The 17,982-nt window shown below is 71.0% G+C and carries 13 protein-coding genes; 9 read left to right on the top strand and 4 right to left on the bottom strand.

Going from position 1 to position 17,982, the window contains the following annotated elements; all coding sequences use genetic code 11:
• Positions 1 to 38 precede the first annotated feature (38 nt).
• Positions 39 to 1,814 (top strand): thiamine pyrophosphate-requiring protein, encoded by a 1,776-nt coding sequence (locus BWI15_RS05875; RefSeq protein WP_077013242.1) that lies wholly within the window; start codon positions 39 to 41, stop codon positions 1,812 to 1,814.
• 3 nt (positions 1,815 to 1,817) lie between these two features.
• On the opposite strand, the gene BWI15_RS05880 is transcribed toward BWI15_RS05875, so the two are convergent.
• The gene (locus BWI15_RS05880) at positions 1,818 to 2,627 is read right to left on the bottom strand and encodes a UbiA family prenyltransferase (protein ID WP_237771149.1); all 810 of its coding nucleotides are present in this window, start codon (positions 2,625 to 2,627) and stop codon (positions 1,818 to 1,820) included.
• An 18-nt stretch (positions 2,628 to 2,645) separates the two neighbouring features.
• Here BWI15_RS05880 and BWI15_RS05885 point away from each other — a divergent pair, with 18 nt between their 5' ends.
• The 3 genes from BWI15_RS05885 to BWI15_RS05895 are packed head-to-tail and all read left to right on the top strand — an operon-like array spanning position 2,646 to position 5,226.
• On the top strand, positions 2,646 to 3,689 hold the full coding sequence (locus tag BWI15_RS05885) for a type III polyketide synthase (protein ID WP_077013243.1): 1,044 nt from the start codon (positions 2,646 to 2,648) through the stop codon (positions 3,687 to 3,689).
• Entirely contained in the window at positions 3,689 to 4,216 is a 528-nt protein-coding gene (locus tag BWI15_RS05890) for an isoprenylcysteine carboxyl methyltransferase family protein (protein ID WP_193432135.1), read from the top strand. The genes BWI15_RS05885 and BWI15_RS05890 overlap by 1 nt, the downstream gene beginning before the upstream one ends.
• Entirely contained in the window at positions 4,213 to 5,226 is a 1,014-nt protein-coding gene (locus BWI15_RS05895; RefSeq protein ID WP_077013244.1) for an NAD(P)/FAD-dependent oxidoreductase, read from the top strand. The genes BWI15_RS05890 and BWI15_RS05895 overlap by 4 nt, the downstream gene beginning before the upstream one ends.
• Before the next feature lie 217 nt (positions 5,227 to 5,443).
• Here BWI15_RS05895 and BWI15_RS05900 read toward each other — a convergent pair whose 3' ends face one another.
• Positions 5,444 to 7,000 (bottom strand): helix-turn-helix domain-containing protein, encoded by a 1,557-nt coding sequence (locus BWI15_RS05900; RefSeq protein ID WP_077013245.1) that lies wholly within the window; start codon positions 6,998 to 7,000, stop codon positions 5,444 to 5,446.
• 90 nt (positions 7,001 to 7,090) lie between these two features.
• On the opposite strand from BWI15_RS05900, the gene BWI15_RS05905 reads away from it, so the two are divergent.
• Positions 7,091 to 8,359, top strand: coding sequence for an NAD(P)/FAD-dependent oxidoreductase (locus BWI15_RS05905; RefSeq protein ID WP_077013246.1), 1,269 nt, complete (start codon positions 7,091 to 7,093; stop codon positions 8,357 to 8,359).
• A gap of 2,227 nt (positions 8,360 to 10,586) precedes the next feature.
• Here the strand turns inward: BWI15_RS05905 and trxA are convergent.
• The gene (gene trxA / locus BWI15_RS05910) at positions 10,587 to 10,976 is read right to left on the bottom strand and encodes a thioredoxin (RefSeq protein ID WP_077013247.1); all 390 of its coding nucleotides are present in this window, start codon (positions 10,974 to 10,976) and stop codon (positions 10,587 to 10,589) included.
• A 672-nt stretch (positions 10,977 to 11,648) separates the two neighbouring features.
• Positions 11,649 to 12,524 carry an aldo/keto reductase gene (locus tag BWI15_RS05915; protein WP_077013248.1) on the bottom strand — a complete coding sequence of 292 codons (876 nt, stop codon included), beginning with the start codon at positions 12,522 to 12,524 and terminating at the stop codon, positions 11,649 to 11,651.
• Between the two features lie 795 nt (positions 12,525 to 13,319).
• Here BWI15_RS05915 and BWI15_RS05920 point away from each other — a divergent pair.
• The 4 genes from BWI15_RS05920 to BWI15_RS05935 all read left to right on the top strand — a co-directional run.
• Complete coding sequence (locus tag BWI15_RS05920) at positions 13,320 to 14,219, top strand: conjugal transfer protein (RefSeq protein ID WP_077013249.1); 900 nt, start codon at positions 13,320 to 13,322, stop codon at positions 14,217 to 14,219.
• Positions 14,220 to 14,268: 49 nt separating this feature from the next.
• Entirely contained in the window at positions 14,269 to 14,556 is a 288-nt protein-coding gene (locus BWI15_RS05925) for a hypothetical protein (RefSeq protein ID WP_077013250.1), read from the top strand.
• On the top strand, positions 14,557 to 15,135 hold the full coding sequence (locus tag BWI15_RS05930) for a hypothetical protein (RefSeq protein WP_077013251.1): 579 nt from the start codon (positions 14,557 to 14,559) through the stop codon (positions 15,133 to 15,135).
• The coding region (locus BWI15_RS05935; RefSeq protein ID WP_077013252.1) for an ATP-binding protein at positions 15,135 to 17,982 on the top strand (2,848 nt) is incomplete at its 3' end. The genes BWI15_RS05930 and BWI15_RS05935, both read left to right, overlap by 1 nt.

Raw genomic sequence — 17,982 nt, forward strand, 5'->3', positions numbered from 1 at the left:
CCCCGAATACAGCCCCGGTCCCGGGGCACTGGGGCAGCATGGCGACAACCGTGGGTGACTATCTGCTGCAGCGGCTCCGGGAGTGGGACGTCGACACCGTCTTCGGTTATCCCGGCGACGGGATCAACGGACTGCTCGCCGCGTGGACCAGAGCCGACGGGCCGCGGTTCGTGCAGTCGCGGCACGAGGAGATGTCGGCGCTCCAAGCGGTCGGCTACGCGAAGTTCACCGGCCGGGTCGGCGTCTGCGTTGCGACCTCCGGCCCGGGTGCGATCCACTTGCTCAACGGCCTGTACGACGCGAAGCTCGACCACGTCCCGGTGGTGGCGATCGTCGGCCAGACGAACCGGACCGCGATGGGCGGCTCCTACCAGCAAGAAGTCGACCTGCACAGTCTGTTCAAGGACGTCGCGAGCGAGTTCCTGGAGACCGTGAACGTCCCGGAGCAGCTGCCCAACGTGCTCGACCGGGCGATCCGGACCGCCCTCAGCCGCTCGGCCCCGACCGCAGTGATCATCCCGGCCGACGTCCAGGAGCTGGACTACAGCCCGCCGGAGCACGCGTTCAAGATGGTGCCGTCGAGTCTCGGCTTCGAGCCGGCGACCCAGAACCCGGACGAAGCCGCCGTACGCCGTGCCGCCGAGCTGCTCAACGCCGGCGAGCGGGTCGCCGTCCTGGTCGGGCAAGGTGCTCGCGGCGCGCGCCAGGAGATCGAGGAGGTCGCCGAGCTGCTCGGCGCGGGCGTCGCGAAGGCGTTGCTCGGCAAGGACGTACTGAGCGACCACCTGCCGTACGTGACCGGCTCGATCGGCCTGCTCGGCACCCGGCCCAGCTACGAGCTGATGACCGGCTGCGACACGCTGCTGACGATCGGGTCGAGCTTCCCGTACTCCCAGTTCCTGCCGGAGTTCGGCAAGGCCCGGGCTGTCCAGATCGACGCCGACCCGTCGATGATCGGCATGCGGTACCCGTACGAGGTGAACCTGGTCGGCGACGCGGCGACCACGCTGCGGGCGTTGATCCCGCTGCTGGAGCGCAAGCAGGACCGGTCCTGGCGGTCCGGGATCGAGGACGGCGTCGAGCGCTGGTGGCAGGTGATGGCCGGCGCCGCGCACGTCGAGGCCGATCCGGTGAACCCGCAGCGGCTGTTCCACGAGTTCTCCGAGCGGCTGCCCGACGACTGCATCGTGGTTGCGGACTCCGGATCCGCCGCCGACTGGTACGCCCGTCAGCTGCGGTTCAACGACACGACCCGCGGCTCGCTGTCCGGCACGCTGGCGACGATGGGCTCGGCCGTCCCGTACGGGATCGGCGCGAAGATCGCTCACCCCGGCCGGCCGGTCGTCGCGTTCTCCGGTGACGGCGCGATGCAGATGAACGGGCTGGCCGAGCTGATCACGATCAAGCGGTACTGGCAGGAGTGGTCGGACCCGCGGCTGGTGATCGCCGTCCTGCACAACAACGACCTCAACCAGGTCACCTGGGAGATGCGGTCGTTGCAGGGGGCACCGAAGTTCGCCGACTCCCAGACGCTGCCCGAGGTCGACTACGCCGGCTTCGCCCGCTCGGTCGGGCTGACCGGGATCACGGTCAGAAAACCCGACGAGCTGGCCTCCGCCTGGGACACCGCGCTCGCCGCGGACCGCCCGACCGTGCTCGACGTGTACTGCGACCCCGACGTCCCGCCGATCCCGCCGCACGCGAGCTGGGAGCAGATCAGCAAGATGACCGAGTCGCTGTGGAAGGGCGACGAGGACCGCTGGGGCGTGCTCAAGGAGGGCGTCAAGACCAAGCTGCAGGAGCTGCGGCCATGAGACTCACAGTGCGTCGCCCCGGATGACCAGCACGACGACGCTGACGACAGCGACCGCGATGGTGACCAGGAACGGCGCCTGCTTCCACGTCACGATGACGCCGAGCAGCACCGCGACGACGCCGAGCGCGACCCAGCCGACCACGCCCATCGGTCCGGCCGGCGCGACCGTGAGCAGCACCGTCGCGGTCGCCAGCGGAAGCGGCGCGAGCAGCCGGGACACCTGGCCGAGCCGTTGCGGCCAGCCCCGGACGCCGGTGGCCAGGTCGTCGGCCAGATCCGGTACGACGTTCGCGAGGTGCGCGCCGACGCCGAGCAGCGCGGTCGCCGCCGTCGCCCACCAGGGCGCCCAGTCCCCGGTCGTGCCCAGCGTGACGAACGACGGCAGCGCGCCGAACGCCACGGCGTACGGGAGCCAGGACACCGGCGTCGACTTGAGCCCGAGGTTGTACGCCCAGGCGCAGGCGACGAAGAGCAGGTGGGCCAGGCCGGCCAGCACGCCGTTCGCGAGCGAAACGGGGATCGTCACGACCAGCGCGACAACCGCTGCGATCCACAACGTCCGGCGACTCACCAGTCCCAGCACGACTGGCTTGTCACGCCGGTTCACAATGGAGTCTCGCGCGGCGTCTATCGCGTCATTGCTCCAGCCGATCGAGAGGTGGCCGGTGAGGATGGTTGCGGCAACGAGGAGACATCCCGGCAGGCCGCGGCCCGCGGACCAGGCGACGGCGGTGACGAGCGCGGTCACCGCGACCGTCGGACCGGGGTGGCAGGCCAGGGCGAGACCCTTGACGGCTGACGGTCGGCTCACCGAAGCAACGATGCCACGATGACCCGGATCGCCGCGGTACAGGCCGCGTTGCCGCCGTACCGGTATGCGCAGGCCGAGCTCACCGAAGCGTTCGCGGAGCTGTGCCTGCCCGACGGCAAGGGGCACGCGCTGCTGCGCCGGCTGCATGCCAACGCGGGCGTGTCGCACCGGCACCTCGCGATCCCGCTCGAGCAGTACGGCGTACTGAAGGACTTCGGCGCCGCCAACGACGCGTGGATCGCGACGGCGGTCGACCTCGGCGCCGAGGCGGTCAGCGGCGCGCTGGCCGCCGCGGGGCTGCGGATCGAGGACGTCGACCTGCTGATGTTCACCACCGTGACCGGGGTCGCGGCGCCGTCGATCGACGCGCGGGTCGCGATGCGGCTCGGGCTGCGCGAGGACCTCAAGCGGATGCCGCTGTTCGGACTCGGGTGCGTCGGGGGAGCGGCCGGGATCGCGCGGGTGCACGACTATCTGACCGCGTGGCCCTCGCACGTCGCCGTCTTGCTGTCGGTGGAGCTGTGTTCGCTGACGCTGCAGCGGGACGACTCGTCGTTGCCCAACCTGGTCGGCGGCGCGCTCTTCGGCGACGGCGCGGCGGCGGTGGTGATGACCGGTGACGACCTTTCCTCGTCGGGGCCTTCGGTGGTCGCCACCCGGAGCAGGCTCTACCCGGAGTCCGAGCGGGTGATGGGATGGGACGTCGGGTCGGGCGGGTTCCGGATCGTGCTCGGGGCCGACGTACCGGAGGTGGTGCGCAAGTACCTCGGCGGCGACGTCCGGGACTTCCTGGCCTCGCACAACCTGACCGTGCCGGAGATCGGGACGTGGGTGAGTCATCCGGGTGGGCCGAAGGTGCTGGACGCGGTCGCGGAGACCCTCGACCTGCGACCGGGCGCGCTGGATCTGACCTGGAAGTCGCTCGACGCGGTCGGCAACTTGTCGTCGTCCTCGGTACTGCACGTGCTCGGTGACACCATGACCCTGGATCCTGCAGGTCCGGGTGTGTTGCTGGCGATGGGCCCGGGCTTTTGTTCCGAGCTCGTCCTGATGGAGTGGTGATGGACACGTCGTTGTGGTGGTACGTCGTACTGGTACTCCTGGTCGGGCTGGAACGCGTCGCCGAACTGGTGGTCTCGCTGCGCAACGCGGCCTGGAGCTTCGCGCAGGGCGGGGTCGAGTCCGGCAAGGGGCACTACCCGTTCATGGTCGTGCTGCACACCGGGCTGCTGGCCGGGTGCCTGGTCGAGGCGATCGTGGCCGACCGGCCGTTCGTGCCGGCGCTCGGCTGGACGATGCTCGCGGTGGTGCTGCTGGCGCAGGGGTTGCGGTGGTGGTGCATCAGCGTGCTCGGCCGGCAGTGGAACACGCGGGTGATCGTCGTCCCGGGGCTGTCGTTGGTTGCCGGAGGCCCGTATCGGTGGATCCGGCACCCGAACTACGTGGCCGTCGTCCTGGAGGGGATCGCGCTGCCCTTGGTGCACACGGCCTGGGTGACGGCGATCGTCTTCACGGCGCTGAACCTGCCGCTGCTCGCGGTCCGGATCCGGACCGAGGAGACGGCGCTGGACACCGCGCTGACCAAGTGATCGATCTGCTCGTTGCCGGCTGTGGTCCGGCGGGTGCCGCCACCGCGATCCGCGCCGCGCTCGCCGGCTTGGACGTCGTGGTGGTCGAGCCCCGCGAGGCGCCGATCGACAAGGCGTGCGGGGAGGGGATCGCTGCGAGCGCGGCGGAGTACCTGTCGCGGCTGGGCGTCGCGGTGGAGGGCCGTCCGTTCTACGGCATCCGCTACCTGGATGCGTCGCGCTCGGTCGACGCCCGCTTCCGGTCCGGGCCGGGGCTTGGCGCACGGCGTACGGCGCTGCAGCAGGGGCTGCGTGATCGGCTCGAGGAGATGGGCATTCCGGTGGTGCGCTCGCGCATCAGCTTGGTGGAGCAGTCGTCGTCCTCGGTCACGGCGGCTGGTATCACCGCTCGGTATCTTGCCGCCGCCGACGGACTGCACTCACCGATCCGCCGGCAGTTGGGGCTCGGAGCTGGTGGTGGCTCGGTGCGGCGGGGCCTGCGGCAACATTTCGCCGTTCGTCCGTGGACGGATCTGGTGGAGGTGTACTGGTCGTCGCTGGGCGAGGCCTACGTGACGCCGGTGGCCGACGACTTGGTGGGAATCGCGGTGCTGACCTCTGCCCGTGGGTCCTTCGACGAGCACCTTCGCGCCTTTCCGCGGCTGCTCGCGCGGTTGGGTGACGCCTCGGCGGCGTCCGGCGTACTGGGGGCGGGGCCGTTGCGTCAGCGAGTACGGCGCCGGGTCGCCGGGCGGGTGTTGCTGGTGGGGGACGCGGCCGGGTATGTCGACGCGTTGACCGGGGAGGGGATCGCGGTGGCCCTGCGGACTTCGGCCGAGCTGGTGGACTGCGTCGCCGCGGATCGGCCGGAGGATTACGAGGCGGCCTGGCGCCGGGTTTCGTGGGAGTGCCGGGCGCTCACGGCTTCGTTGCTGTGGGCCCGCAACAGGTCGGTGCTGGCTCCTCGGATCGTTCCGGCGGCGGCCGCGCTGCCGGGTGTCTACGGCGCGATCGTCAACCGGTTGACGTGAAGCGTCCGGGCGATCGCCTGACGTGAAGGGGCCCGGCGATCGCTCAGGCAATCGCCGGGCCCAGTGGTTCGAGCTCCCTGGTGAAGAGCTCGACCCAGTCGGCTCAGCTCCCTGGTGAAGAGCTGAGACGTCTTCGTGATCAGTACTTTTCCATCCCGATGTTGCTCATCGATTGCCGGAATATGAAGCCTTGTTACACAGCGCTGTGGCGAACGTCTCAGTGCTCGGTGCGCACCGACGCGATCTGCAGCTGCAGCGCGAGCCGTTCCCGCGGATCCGCAAGGTCGAGCCGCGCGATCTCGCCGATCCGCTTCATCCGGTGCCGCAACGTGTTGGTGTGCAGATGCAGCTCCTTCGCGGCCTGCTGCGGCTGACCCGGATGGTTGAGCCAGGCTTCGAGGGTGTCGACGAAGGCGGTGTCGTTCTCGATGTCGTGCCGGAGCAACGTGGCCAGCGGGCCGTCCATCTTGGTGGTGTCGAGCGAGGTGACCGCCCGGTGAACAGTCAGCACGTGCCAGGCCTGCTCGACCCGGAGCGCCGGGCCGCGGGCGACTCCGCGCCGTACGAGATTGAGCAGTTCGACCGCCTCGGCGCGCGAGCTCGGCAGGTCGGCGGGGTAGCGGGCGCGACCGCCCGCGGCGGCCGCCGTACCGGGGTTGTCCTTGGCCTGGTCGGCGACCAGCTTGCGCAGCCAGCGCCAGGAGCCGGGGACCGCCTCGCCGTCGGTGACCACGGCGAACACGGTGCCGTCCAGGTCGGCCAGCAACGGTTCGCTCCAGCCGTGGCGGCGGCCGGTCGACTCCCAGAGGTCGAGCTGCTGCGGTACGTCGTACCCGTCGGGGGAGCTCAGCGCGACGACCCGCCAGGGCGCCGATGGCAGCCTGACCTCGATCGGCGCCTCGGGGGAGAACTGCCGGAGTACGGTGCGCAGACGGTCGATCGCTGAGCGCCTGGCGACGTCCGCCTGGGCCCTGAGGCGCAGAAGGTGCAGCGCGAGCACCGACGCCGCGTTGCTGAGCTCTTCGGTGACCTCTTGACTCACCGGCCCGTCCACCACCGCCCAGATCGAGCCCAGCCACTCACCACCGGCCCGAACCGGTACGACGAGCCGCGGGCGGATGCCGTTCGGCCCGTCCGGGACGAGGAACGGCTCGCTGGACCGGGCCAGTCGCCGGAAGATGCCGCGGGCCCGGAAGTGGGCGATCACCTCGGCGGGGACGCGGCGCCCGACGATCGTGGAGACGCGGGTCGGGTCGGTGTCGGACAGGTCCTGCTGCGACGAGTAGGCCAGTACGCGGGACTGGTTGTCCTCGATCGTCACCGGCGCGTCGACGATCGCCGCGGCCGCGTCGGCCAGTGCGAAGAGCTCCTGGTGAACTCCGGCGTCGCCGGCAGCGGGGGAGTCCGGTGCGGCCGCCCGGTCGATGACGCCGCGGAGCAGCCAGACCACGTGCGCCCAGGCGACGGTCGGCTGGAGCGCGATGAGCGTGACCACCCAGCGCTCGGCGGCCGCCACCACAGTCGGGTCCTGTGCCAGACCGGTCCGCAGTACGACGCCTGACGCCTTGCCGACGGCGCAGCGCTCCACCAGCTCGACTGCCTCTTCGGCGTTGCGCAGACCGAGGCCGAGGACCAGGTCGCCGGGCTGACCGGTCGCCGGTTCCTGCGGGTCGGCCAGGAAGACGTCCCTGACCTCGCTGTCGCCGTGGCCGACGGCAACCGTCTCGAACAGGGCCGGGCCGACGGCAACGACCAGGTCAGGCGCAGTGATCATGAAGTTATTGTGCGCTGCGCACTGTCATTTGCTCCAGCAGTGGTGCGATCGCACCATGACAGCGTTCGGGCCGCGGCGCACCATCGATACATGGTCGCTGCTGGTTCAACCACACACATCGTCCCCGACCGGGTCGCCGTCGTCGGCGCCGGCATGGTCGGCCTCGCCACTGCCTGGTTCCTCCAGGAGCGCGACATCGAGGTCACCGTGTACGACCGCGAAGGTGTCGCCGCGGGGGCGTCTTGGGGCAACGCGGGCTGGCTGACCCCGGGCCTGGCCACTCCGCTGCCGGAGCCGGCCGTCCTCAAGTACGGCGTCCGCGCGGTGCTGAGCCCCTCCTCGCCGGTCTACGTACCGCCGACCGCGAGCCCGCGGCTCCTGTCGTTCCTGACCCGCTTCGCTCGCAACAGCACCGCCGGACGCTGGAAGACCGCGATGGAGTCGCTGGTCCCGATCAACCGGCAGGCCCTGCCGGCCTTCGACCTGCTGGCGAAGGCCGGCGTCGAGGCCGAGACGTACGAGGCGAAGTCGTTCCTGGCGGCGTACCGGACCGAGACCGAGCGGGCGGTACTGCTGGAGGAGATCGAGCACATCCACGCCGCCGGCCAGGGCATCGAGTTCGAGGCGATCACCGGTGACGACGCCCGCGAGATCGAGCCGTCGCTGTCGGACGAGATCGGCGCCGCGATCCGGCTGCACGGTCAGCGCTTCATCAACCCCGGCGACTACGTCAAGCTGCTGGCCGACTCGGTCGTCGCCCGCGGCGGCCGGATCCTCACCGGCGCGAACGTCGCCGACGTCGTCGACGGGATCCGCGACACCCGCGTGGTCACCGCCGACGGCGAGAGCGAGCCGTACGACGCGGTCGTGATGGCGACCGGCGCGTGGCTCGGCGACCTGGCCCGGCGCTTCGGCGTGAAGACCGTCGTACAGGCTGGTCGCGGGTACTCCTTCAGCGTGCCGATCGCGCACGTGCCGGCCGGTCCGGTGTACTTCCCGGCGCAGCGCATCGCCTGCACGCCGCTGGGCGACCGGCTCCGGGTCGCCGGGATGATGGAGTTCCGCAAGCCCGACGCGAAGCTCGACCCGCGCCGGATCGACGCGATCGTCGAGGCCGCCCGTCCGCTGCTGCGCGACGCCGACCTGGACGCACGCACCTTCGAGTGGGTCGGCCCGCGCCCCTGCACCCCCGACGGCCTCCCGCTGATCGGCGCCACCGCGTCCCCGCGGGTCTTCGCCGCCGGCGGCCACGGCATGTGGGGCATCACGCTCGGCCCGGTCACCGGCCAACTCCTGGCCGAGACCATCACCACCGGCCGCCGTCCCGCCGAACTGGCGCCCTTCGACCCACTCCGCTGACCTTCCCGGCGGATCGCATCCGGCGACCCGCCCCGACCCGGATCGTGGCGACACCTCACCGCCACGATCCCCCCGGCCGGCCAGACCTCTCTGCCCCGGCCCCACCCGCCTCTAGCGCGGGCGCACCACCCGCTCTCTCTCCTCGAGCGGTTTGCACCATCCCCGTTCTCCTCAGGCGGGGCGTAGGACCCCCGCTTCATCTCAGGCGGGGTTGCTGGATCCCCGCTCACCTCAGGCGGGGCGCAGGACCCCGCTTCACCTCAGGCGGGGCGCACCACTCCCGTCCCTGCGCGGGAGGCACCATCCGCTCGCGGTTCGAGCGGCAGCAGCACCCGCTCGCAGTCCGAGCGGCAACAGCACCCGTTCAGAGTCGAGCGGGCAGCACCACCCCACCCCTCACGGTGGGCCGCACCACCCCGCTCGCGCCTGGAGCGGGCAGTACCGCTCAACTGAACAGTGGACTGCACCACCCGTTCACCTGAGCGGCAGCACGACCCCGTTCAACGAAGAGCGGGCAGCACGAACCGTTCCCTGCGAACGGCAGCACCACCCCGTTCGGCCAAGAGCGGGCGGCGCGACCCGTTCCCTGCGGGCGGCAGCACCGCCCCGTCCCTGGACGGGGAAGCTCCACCCGTTCCCTCGGAACGGAGTACGACCCCGTTCAACCAGGAGCGGGCAGCACGACCCGTTCCCTGGGAGCGGCAGCCACCCCGTCCCTGCGCGGGGAGCTCCACCCGTTCCCTCGGAACGGCAACACCACGCCCGTCCCTGTACGGGCCCGACCACCGCTCGCGCCTGGAGCGGAAGCACCACCCGCTCCCTGCGAGCGGTCGCAACACCCCGCTCCTTGCGAGCGGACGTTCCACCCGCTCGACCCTGAGCGGCAGCACCAAGGCCCGCCATGCGGGGCGGACCTGCACCACCGGACCGGCTGCGCCTGAGCCGCCCGGGCACCACCCGCTCACGACCCTGAGCGGCAACCCGCCCCTTCCGGGACGGACGAAGCACCACCCGCCGCCCCCTGTGCGGCAGCACCACCGACCGGGCGACCCCGAGACCGGTCACCGAGAGCGTGGTTCCCATCAGCATCTGGGAACCACGCTCTCGCCATTTCACGCGAGCGCACCCACTCGAACACCCGCCACCCGCGCCCCGTGGCTAGCCGGCGCCCCACAGCGCACCCGCCCTGGTCAGGCACCCGAGGCCTCGCTGGGTAGCCGCCCCGACAGCGCACCTCGCTGGCCCCGAACCCTCGCTAGGTCCCCGCACCTTCGCCAGGCCCCCGCAACCCTCTATTGGCACCTGCGGCCTCGTAGGGTCGCCGCGTTCCTCGCTGGACACCCGCGCGCCCTCGTCGGACCCCAGCGCCCTCACTCGGCAGCCGCGCCTCACCCGGCCCCCGTGCTCACGCCAGGACCCACGCCTCACCCGGCCCCCGTGCTCACGCCAGGACCCACGCCGTACAGGACACCCCGCCCTCGCTAGGACCCTCGCCGTATAGGACACGCCCGCCCTCGCTTCGCCCCCGGCCCCAGCTCCCGGCCCTGGGCACCCGCGCTCCATGGCGTTGCGCCCAGTCCGCCTCCGGCCTTGGACACCCGCGCCTCATCGACGTAGCGCCCAGTCCGCCTCCGGCCTTGGACACCCGCGCCTCATCGACGTAGCGCCCAGTCCGCCTCCGGCCTTGGACACCCCCGCCTCATGGCCGTTGCGCCCACCCTCGGCGCTCGGGCACCCGCGCCTCACGGACGCTCCGCCTCACCGGCCCACCCGACAGTTCAACACCACCAGCAACGCCTTCCCGAGAGTGCCAACCCGCGCCGCTACATCGGCCACTCACCCGTCGCCCGCCCTCGTGGATCAGGCCGGCACCTCCGCGCCCCGGCGGCTCGCGAGTGCCGGCAGCGGGCATCCCGCGCCCCACGCCCCACCTCAGCATCCACCGCCGCCCCGCCCCGACCTGAACGCCCCGCCCCGACCTCGACGCCGCTCCCACCCCGGACCCAGCATCCACCCGCCGCCCCACCCCGACCCACCGCCGTCCCACCTCAACCCAACGCCCCCACCCCGGCATCAGCCTCCACCCGCCGCAACTACCAACCCCCCGCAACGCCAATAACCCACCCACCCCAACTACCAACCCCCGCCACGCCACCAACCGCCCACCCCAACAACAAAGGCCCCGAACCCATCCAACGACGGGTCCGAGGCCTCAGCTGTCTGTACGTCAGTGCGTGTGCGGCTCCGAGCCGTGCTCGGCCTCGTGCGCCGCGATCTGCGCGCGGACCTCTTCCATGTCCACCGCACGCAGCTGGCTGATCAGGTCCTCGAGCGCGGCAGCCGGCAGCGCGCCCGGCTGCGAGTACAGGACGACACCGTCCCGCACCGCCATCAGCGTCGGGATCGACCGGATCTCGAACGCCTGCGCCAGCTCGACCTGCGCCTCGGTGTCCACCTTGCCGAAGGTGATGTCCTTGTGCTGCTCGGACGACTTCTCGAACACCGGCCCGAACATCTTGCACGGACCACACCACTCCGCCCAGAAGTCCACCAGGACGAGCCCGTCGGAACCGACGACCTCGTCGAAGTTCTGCTGGGACAGCTCGACCGTTGCCACTACGACCTCCGAAGATAGGGAATACCCCGTTCACAACACCGCCGCCCGCGCCGGTGTTCCCGCTGCCCGCCGACCGATGCCGGTACCCAAGCGGAGCGCATCCCCAACCCTCACACATCGCACCCCGCCGGCCACACTCCGCACCCGCCATCCAGTACGACGACGTGACCCAGGTAATAAGACGAGCCGCCCCGGCCGCCGGGACCCGCCTCGGCCGTGCGCGCTGACCTCGGCACACGCGAGCTGGCCCCGGTTTACGAGGTCCAGGCCCGCACACGCCGACCTGGCCCGGCGTACGAGGACTGTGCCCGGCACACGTCGACCTGGCCCTCGGCGCACGAGGAGCTCGCCCGGCACATGCGAGCGGCCGGCGTATGAGGAGCTGGCCCGCATGCGGCGAGCTGGCTCCGGCGTACGACAAGCTGACCCCGCACACGCCGAGCTGGCTCCCGCGTAACCGAGCCGGCCCCGGCCTACGCCGAGCCAGCCGCACCGCACCACGAGTTCGCTCCACAACCACCGACGACCCGGCCAAACAAACAGTTGCCTCAACCGAACAACTGATGAACGCCCGCCGAGACACCGCGCGGACCCGCCGGACCGCCGGGCAGACTGGCAAGCCCGGTGATCCGCCCTTCCCGCGTTGCCGCGCAGGTGCTCGACTGAGCCGGATCAGATCGGGATGTCGACGAACGGAGAGGTGTAGTCGTGGACCTCGTCGAGAATCGCCGCGGCCGCCTCCGGCGTCAGGTCGGCCCGCTCCTTCTCGGCGGTCACCATCTGCCGCAGCAGCCGGGTCTCACCGGCGGTCGCGAGCCCGGTGATCTCCGGGTGCCCGTTCAGCAGCCACGCCGTCGCCGCCGTGATGTACCGCTGCTCGTCGAACGGCCGGTACCAGGTGTCGTAGGTCTTCTCCTCGCCGTCCTGCCAGTTCCGCCGGGCGATCATCTTGATCGTCATCAGCGCCGCGTCGGACGCCTTGACCGCCTCCACCAGCGCCGCGTAGTCATCGGCGTACTTCGGGTCGGTCGAGAGCCGGTAGTTCAGCGGCGTCAGCACCGAGTCGAAGTCGAACCGCCGCAGTCCCTCGCGGTGCACCGCCGGCGCCTGGTCGGTGTGCCCGGTGATCCCGATCGCACCGACCATGCCTTCCTCCTTGGCCCGGACGGCGGCCTCCAGCGACCCGCCCTTCCCGGTCACGAGGTCGAGATTCTCCAGGTCGCAGACCGCGTGCATCTGGATCAGATCGATCCGGTCGGTCTGCAGCCGCTCCAGCGAACGATTGATTTCCGACCACGCTTCGTCATAGGTACGCCGTCCGGTTTTGGTCGCGAGAAAGATCCGGTCCCGGATCTCGCCCATCCGCGGGCCGAGCCGCAGCTCGGCGTCGCCGTAGTCCGCGGCCACGTCGAAGTGGTTGATGCCCGCGTCGAGGGCCTCTTGGATCGACGCGTCGGCGGTGTCCTGATCGACCCCGCCCAGCGCCGCGGCGCCGTAGATCAGTACCGAACTGCGGTGCTCCAGCCGTCCCAGCCGTCGAGTCTCCATGCCAGTCCTTCCGCCACGATTTCCGGGTGCTTTTCCAGGGGTCAGCAAAGTCACCAAGAACCTATTACTTTGGCCCCGCCGCACGACAGAGTTTTCCACAGGCTGGTCACGGGATCAGTTACACTGAGTGATCAGTTGAACCGTTCTCTACGATGTCCTTCGCATGGATTTTCGAACCTGTCCGCGGCGTGTGGCATGGTTTGCGCTGCCTGATCGAGCCGGTCGGGCATGAGAGAGGAGCTATGGCGACGGTACCGAAGGTGTCACGCTTCCCACGGATGTGTGCATCTGCCCCCGAGTGGGGTAACAGTATGGCTGCGGGGAGCGATGGAGCATCCGGATCCTGGTCTCAGGACTCCCGGTGGACAGTTGCTTGCCGTATCCTCCCGGCTACTGTCCGCATAACTGCTGTCTGAGGGGCGGGGAGAGATGAGTTGGTGGCGAACGTTGCTGAATCTGCCGCCAAAAGGTGAGCACTGGTCAGACCAGCGGCGGACGAAGAAGCAGGGCAAGACACGCCCGCAGAACACCGCACCGGAGTGGTGGCAGCACCCCGACGGCCCGGTGTTGCCCACCCCTCGCCAGGCCCAGGGCGTTTCAGCGCAGTACAGCGCACCGCCTCCGGCAACCGGCGGGGTGATGGCGCCTCCGCGCCGGCCTCAACCGCCCACGGATCCCCGGACGGCGCCCAACCCGCCGCAGCATGCCGCAGCCCCCGTGCAGCGACCCCCTGAACGGCTTCGGCAACGGTCTCCGCACGGCACCCACGTGGCACCCCAGCCGCCACGTGGACCGGTGGAGCCCGGACCGACCCCCTGGGCGACGGAGCCGGAATCGTCGTTCTCGACCTGGGCGCGGCGGTTCTTCCGTGGCCTGGTCGTCGCGGTGTTGCTCCTGGCCGCGATCAGCGGCGTCCGCTCCTGGATCCGGCCCACCACCGCCGGCAACACCGGTGTCGTGACCAACCAGACGGGCTTCCCGACCGACGAGGCCCGCGCGGTCGCGACCCGGTACGCCGTGTCCTACCTCAACTGGGACGAAGGCAATCCGGACACCCGTCCGGCGCAGGTCGGCGTCGACCTGGCCGCCGGGCTCGACGCCCGCGCCGGCTGGAACGGGCGCGGCAAGCAGACCGCCAACACGGCGTACCCGGGTGAGGTGAAGGTCGACCCCAGCGGCGTCACCGCCGTCGTCGACGTACGGGTGCAGGTGCGCCCGTTCACCAAGCAGGGGCGCAACTGGGTCGGCGGCGCGTACAGCTGGCAGCGCGTCTCCGTTCCGGTCGCGCGCGCGTCGTCCCGGGTCGTCGCCAGCGGCCCGCCGACGTTCGTCGCGGACGAGCGGGCCGCTCTGCCCGACAACATGCCGGAGGCCGGCGTACCGGACGACGACCTGACCGCGGCCACGGCCAAGGACGCCGAGGCGTTCTTCAGCGCGTACGCCGAGTCCGACGCGAAGGTCGAGGCGGTCGCCGCTCCCGGCGCGGCGATCCGGAGCCTGAACGGGGCGGTGAAGCTCGGCGAGCTGAAGGACTGGCAGGTCTTCACCGGAGACGAGAACGAACGCCGGGCCACCGGCGCCGTGACCTGGGACGGTACGGGGGACACCACCCTCGACCAGACCTACACGCTCACCCTGCGGCGCACGGTCGCCGCGGACGGAGCACAACGATGGCAAGTGGCTGCCGTCGGATGACCACAGCTGACTGCCGTCGGACCACCAGTACACCTTGGGAGACACCGCAATGATGACGACTCAACTGGTAGCCAGCGTGGTGGAACTCGCCGCGCCGCTGGCCGACCCCAACGTGCCGACCGGCGCGGACTTCAAGGACTGGGTTCTGGTCATCGCGGGGAACATCTTCATCGCCATCCTCGTGCTGCGCGCCATCGGGCACTACTTCAAGCGCGAGTGGGGCGAGCTGTTCGGCCACATCGCGGCCGGTGTTCTGGTCGGCGGGCTGATCTACGCCAACAACCAGACCATCAACGTGCTCAAGGGCTTTTGGGGACTGCTCTCCGGGGGTAGCTGAATGCGCGTCGGCCGGACCCTGACCCACCACTTCGAGATCGAGACCCGGCAGTACGACCTGCTCGGCATCGACCTCGGAGAAGGCGCCCGTCGGCGGATGATCATCTTCGGTGCGGTCATCATCCTGTTGTGGATCGCCTTGCTCGTGCCGATCATCGGCGTCCCGAAAAAACCCACCGTCAGCCTGTACGTCGTACCGCCGTTCGTGATCACCGCGTTCGGCTGGCGCGCGGGCAAGCACCACGAACGCCGCCGCCGCGTGACCGAGTGGGCGCTGGCCGTCCGGTACGCGTTGCGTTCGCACCGCCCGGTGATCGGTCTCGGCGCCCGGGCCGCCGACAAGACGGAGTATCTGCCATGGCGTGAGCGCGTCGCGACCCAGAAGATGGCCGGCCTGGCCAAGGCCCGGGTGACCCCGGAGTGGGATCGCGAGGTCGTGGAGGAGCTCGACCCCCAGGTCCGCGCCGGTGCGGACATCACGGTGAACCAGCGGGCTCGCCTTCTGGGGTCGGACTACGTGCAAAGGGTCAGACGCAGGACGTCGTCGGGGCTGAGCCGACGGGACAACGAGGGGCACTGATGAAGATCGCTGACAAGCTCCTGAATCTGGTCGGCGTCGGCCGCGAACGCGGTCTGCCGCCGCCACGCCTGGTCGCCATCGCCGACGGTCTGCTGGTGACCGAACGCAGCGCGGAGGCGTGGTTCCTGATCTCGGTCGCCAACACCGACCTGGCCACCGAGGGCGAGCAGGACGCCGCCCTCGACGCCGCGGTGAGCGCGGCCGCGACGATCCTCGGCGACCGGCTCAGCCACCTCAAGGTCGTCTGGGGCCGCTCCACCGGCCAGGACTACCTCGACAGCATCGCCGGCCACTACCGCCTCGGCGACCACGAGGCCTGGGCACAGACCCGTGCCGACCGGATCGACGAGATGCGCATGCCGGAGCGGTACGTCGCGCTCGGCGTCCACCTGAGCGACCGGGACCCTCGGGCGACCGCGCAAGTCCGCGGCTCGATCAGCGACGCCCTCGGTACGACGTCCTGGCGGGTCAGTGCCCGCGAGCTGGCCCACCTCGACGAGCGGGTCCGCAAGCTCGCCCGGCAGCTCGGCTCGACGGTCTGGCGGGCGCACACCGCGCCGGCCGAGGTGATCTCCTGGCTGATCAGCCGTGAGATGCACCGCGGCGCCGTCGCCGCGCCCCGCGCCGGTCTGATCACCGGAGCCTCGCTGGCCCGCCTCACGGCCGGACGAGTCGTTCCGTACACCGACCACCTGCGCATCTACGACGCCCGCGGCCAGATCGCGGCGTACACGACCGTGCTCGCGATGACCGACTTCCCCGAGGAGCTCGAGACCCCGGGCGCGGGTGAGTGGCTGCGCACGCTGTCGGAGATCAAGGCGATCGACGACGACGGCGACGAGATCGACGTCACCGTCGAAGCGTCGGTCCGGTTCCGCGTGCTGACCAAGAAGACCGCCCGCCACCTGGTCGACGAGACCCGCAAGTCGGCCAAGGAGCAGCGTCGTTCGGCCGCCAAGGGCACCGCCGAGGAGACCGCCGACGAGATCGTCGAGACCGAGCGCATCATGCGCGAGGTCAAGCGCGACATCAACCGCAGCGGCCTGACCCTGGTCGAGGACCACCCCCGCCTGCTGGTCAGCGCGGACACCCGCGAGGACCTCGAGGCGTACGTCGACGCCGTCATCGCGCACTACGCCGACCGCGGCATCACCGTCGCGGCCGGCGCCGACGAGCAGCGCGACCTGTGGCTGGAGTCGCTGCCCGGCGACCAGCTCCGGGTGCCCGACCTCGGCCACGTCCGGGAGTCGACCGCGTTCTTCGGGTCCTGGTTCTGGGGCGGTGCGTCGATCGGTGACGCGACCGGTCCTGCCATCGGTTATCTCACCGGCTCCACGCCCGGCTTGGTCCGCTTCGACGCGGCCGCGGGTTCGGCGCTGGGCGACGCGACCACGACGCTCTTCCTCGGCCGGTCGGGTCGAGGCAAGACGACGGCCGCGATGCTCGGCGGTCTCGACTCGGCGTTCGCCGGGGCGTGGGTGCCGCTGCTCGACCTGAAGGGTGACGCCGCCGGTGTCTCCGCGGTCGCCGCCGAGTACGGCGTACCGACTGCTGTCATCGAGATCACCGCCCAGTTCTCCGGTGCCGCGGACCTGCTCCGCGTGCTCCCGGTCGACGACGCCCTCCTGCAGGCGCCGTCCCAGCTGATGCTCCTGCTGCCGCCACACCTCCGTGGTGCGGCGGAAGCGCCCGTGATGGCCGCGACGCGCGCCGAGATCCAGTCACCGGACCCGTCGTCGTGGGGCGTCATCCAGCGCCTGTGCGCGTCGGAGTCCGAGACCACCCGCACGGTCGGCTTCGCCCTGCGCGACCTGGTCGAGACGGGCCTCGGCTCGGTCGTCGCCGGCCCGCCCTCCGGCCTGTCGTCCCTCACGACGAACCCAGGCCTCTGGGTAGTCCAGATGCCCGGCCTGACCCTGCCGTCGCCGGAGTCCGCGCCCGAGTCGTGGTCCCCGATCGAACGCGTCGGCATGGCCTGCCTGCGCGGCTGCCTGGCCTGGATGGTCCGTACGACGGGCCGCCGCGAGTTCCGCGGCCGCTCCAAGGTCGTCATCGTCCCCGAGGTCCACCTCCTGACCAAGACCCCGGACGGCGCCAGCTTCCTGGACTACATCGCCCGAGTCGGCCGCGCCCTCGGCGCGTCCCTGGTCCTCGACACCCAGGACCCGGCCTCGATCCTGAAGCTGCCCGGCCTGGTCGAGCAGATCACCACCCTGTTCGCCTTCTCCCTGCGCTCCCGCGAACAGGTCGACTCCCTGCTGGAGTTGCTGGGCCGCCCGCAGACCGCGCCGTACCAAACCCTGGTCCGAGGCATCAACACCGCAGCCAACGGCAAGTCCATCCGCCACGGCCACTGCATCATGCGCGACCGCTGGGACGAGGTGGCGACCGTCCAGATCGACATCCCCAGCCAGCGCGTCGCCGACCTGCTCCGCACCACCCCGGAGTCCGAGCACGCCCTCGAACCCACCCAGCCCATCCCGATCGCCCCCGAGGACATCGACCCCTTCGCCGACGACGAGGAAGAAGACGACGCCCTCCTCCCCGAACCGGCGTCCACCGCCCACGCCCAGGCCGAAGCCCACACCACGGTCGACCCGGAGCCGGTCGTCCAGGGCATCCCTGCCCCCGCAGCTCCCGAGCCCGCGGCACCGGTAGCCCCGACCGCCACCCCAGCCCCCGCGACCGCCACCCCAGCAGCCGCAACCCCGCCCAACGGAACCCCGCCACCCCCCACCCCGGCGCCCCCCACGCCGACCCCCACCACCACCCCCAACGGCACCCCGGTCCCCCCGGCCACCACCGCCCACCCCCCAGTGGCCCAACAAGCCGGCACCGCCCCCGCCC

The sequence above is a fragment of the Kribbella sp. ALI-6-A genome, assembly GCF_001984195.1.
Lineage (GTDB): Bacteria > Actinomycetota > Actinomycetes > Propionibacteriales > Kribbellaceae > Kribbella.

Excerpts from the sequence above, each read along its gene's own strand:
- BWI15_RS05875 (WP_077013242.1), top strand. The coding sequence starts at position 39 with ATGGCGACAACCGTGGGTGACTATCTGCTGCAGCGGCTCCGGGAGTGG.
- BWI15_RS05885 (WP_077013243.1), top strand. The coding sequence starts at position 2,646 with ATGACCCGGATCGCCGCGGTACAGGCCGCGTTGCCGCCGTACCGGTAT.
- BWI15_RS05890 (WP_193432135.1), top strand. The coding sequence starts at position 3,689 with ATGGACACGTCGTTGTGGTGGTACGTCGTACTGGTACTCCTGGTCGGG.
- BWI15_RS05900 (WP_077013245.1), bottom strand. The coding sequence starts at position 7,000 with ATGATCACTGCGCCTGACCTGGTCGTTGCCGTCGGCCCGGCCCTGTTC.
- BWI15_RS05905 (WP_077013246.1), top strand. The coding sequence starts at position 7,091 with ATGGTCGCTGCTGGTTCAACCACACACATCGTCCCCGACCGGGTCGCC.
- BWI15_RS05915 (WP_077013248.1), bottom strand. The coding sequence starts at position 12,524 with ATGGAGACTCGACGGCTGGGACGGCTGGAGCACCGCAGTTCGGTACTG.
- BWI15_RS05925 (WP_077013250.1), top strand. The coding sequence starts at position 14,269 with ATGATGACGACTCAACTGGTAGCCAGCGTGGTGGAACTCGCCGCGCCG.
- BWI15_RS05930 (WP_077013251.1), top strand. The coding sequence starts at position 14,557 with ATGCGCGTCGGCCGGACCCTGACCCACCACTTCGAGATCGAGACCCGG.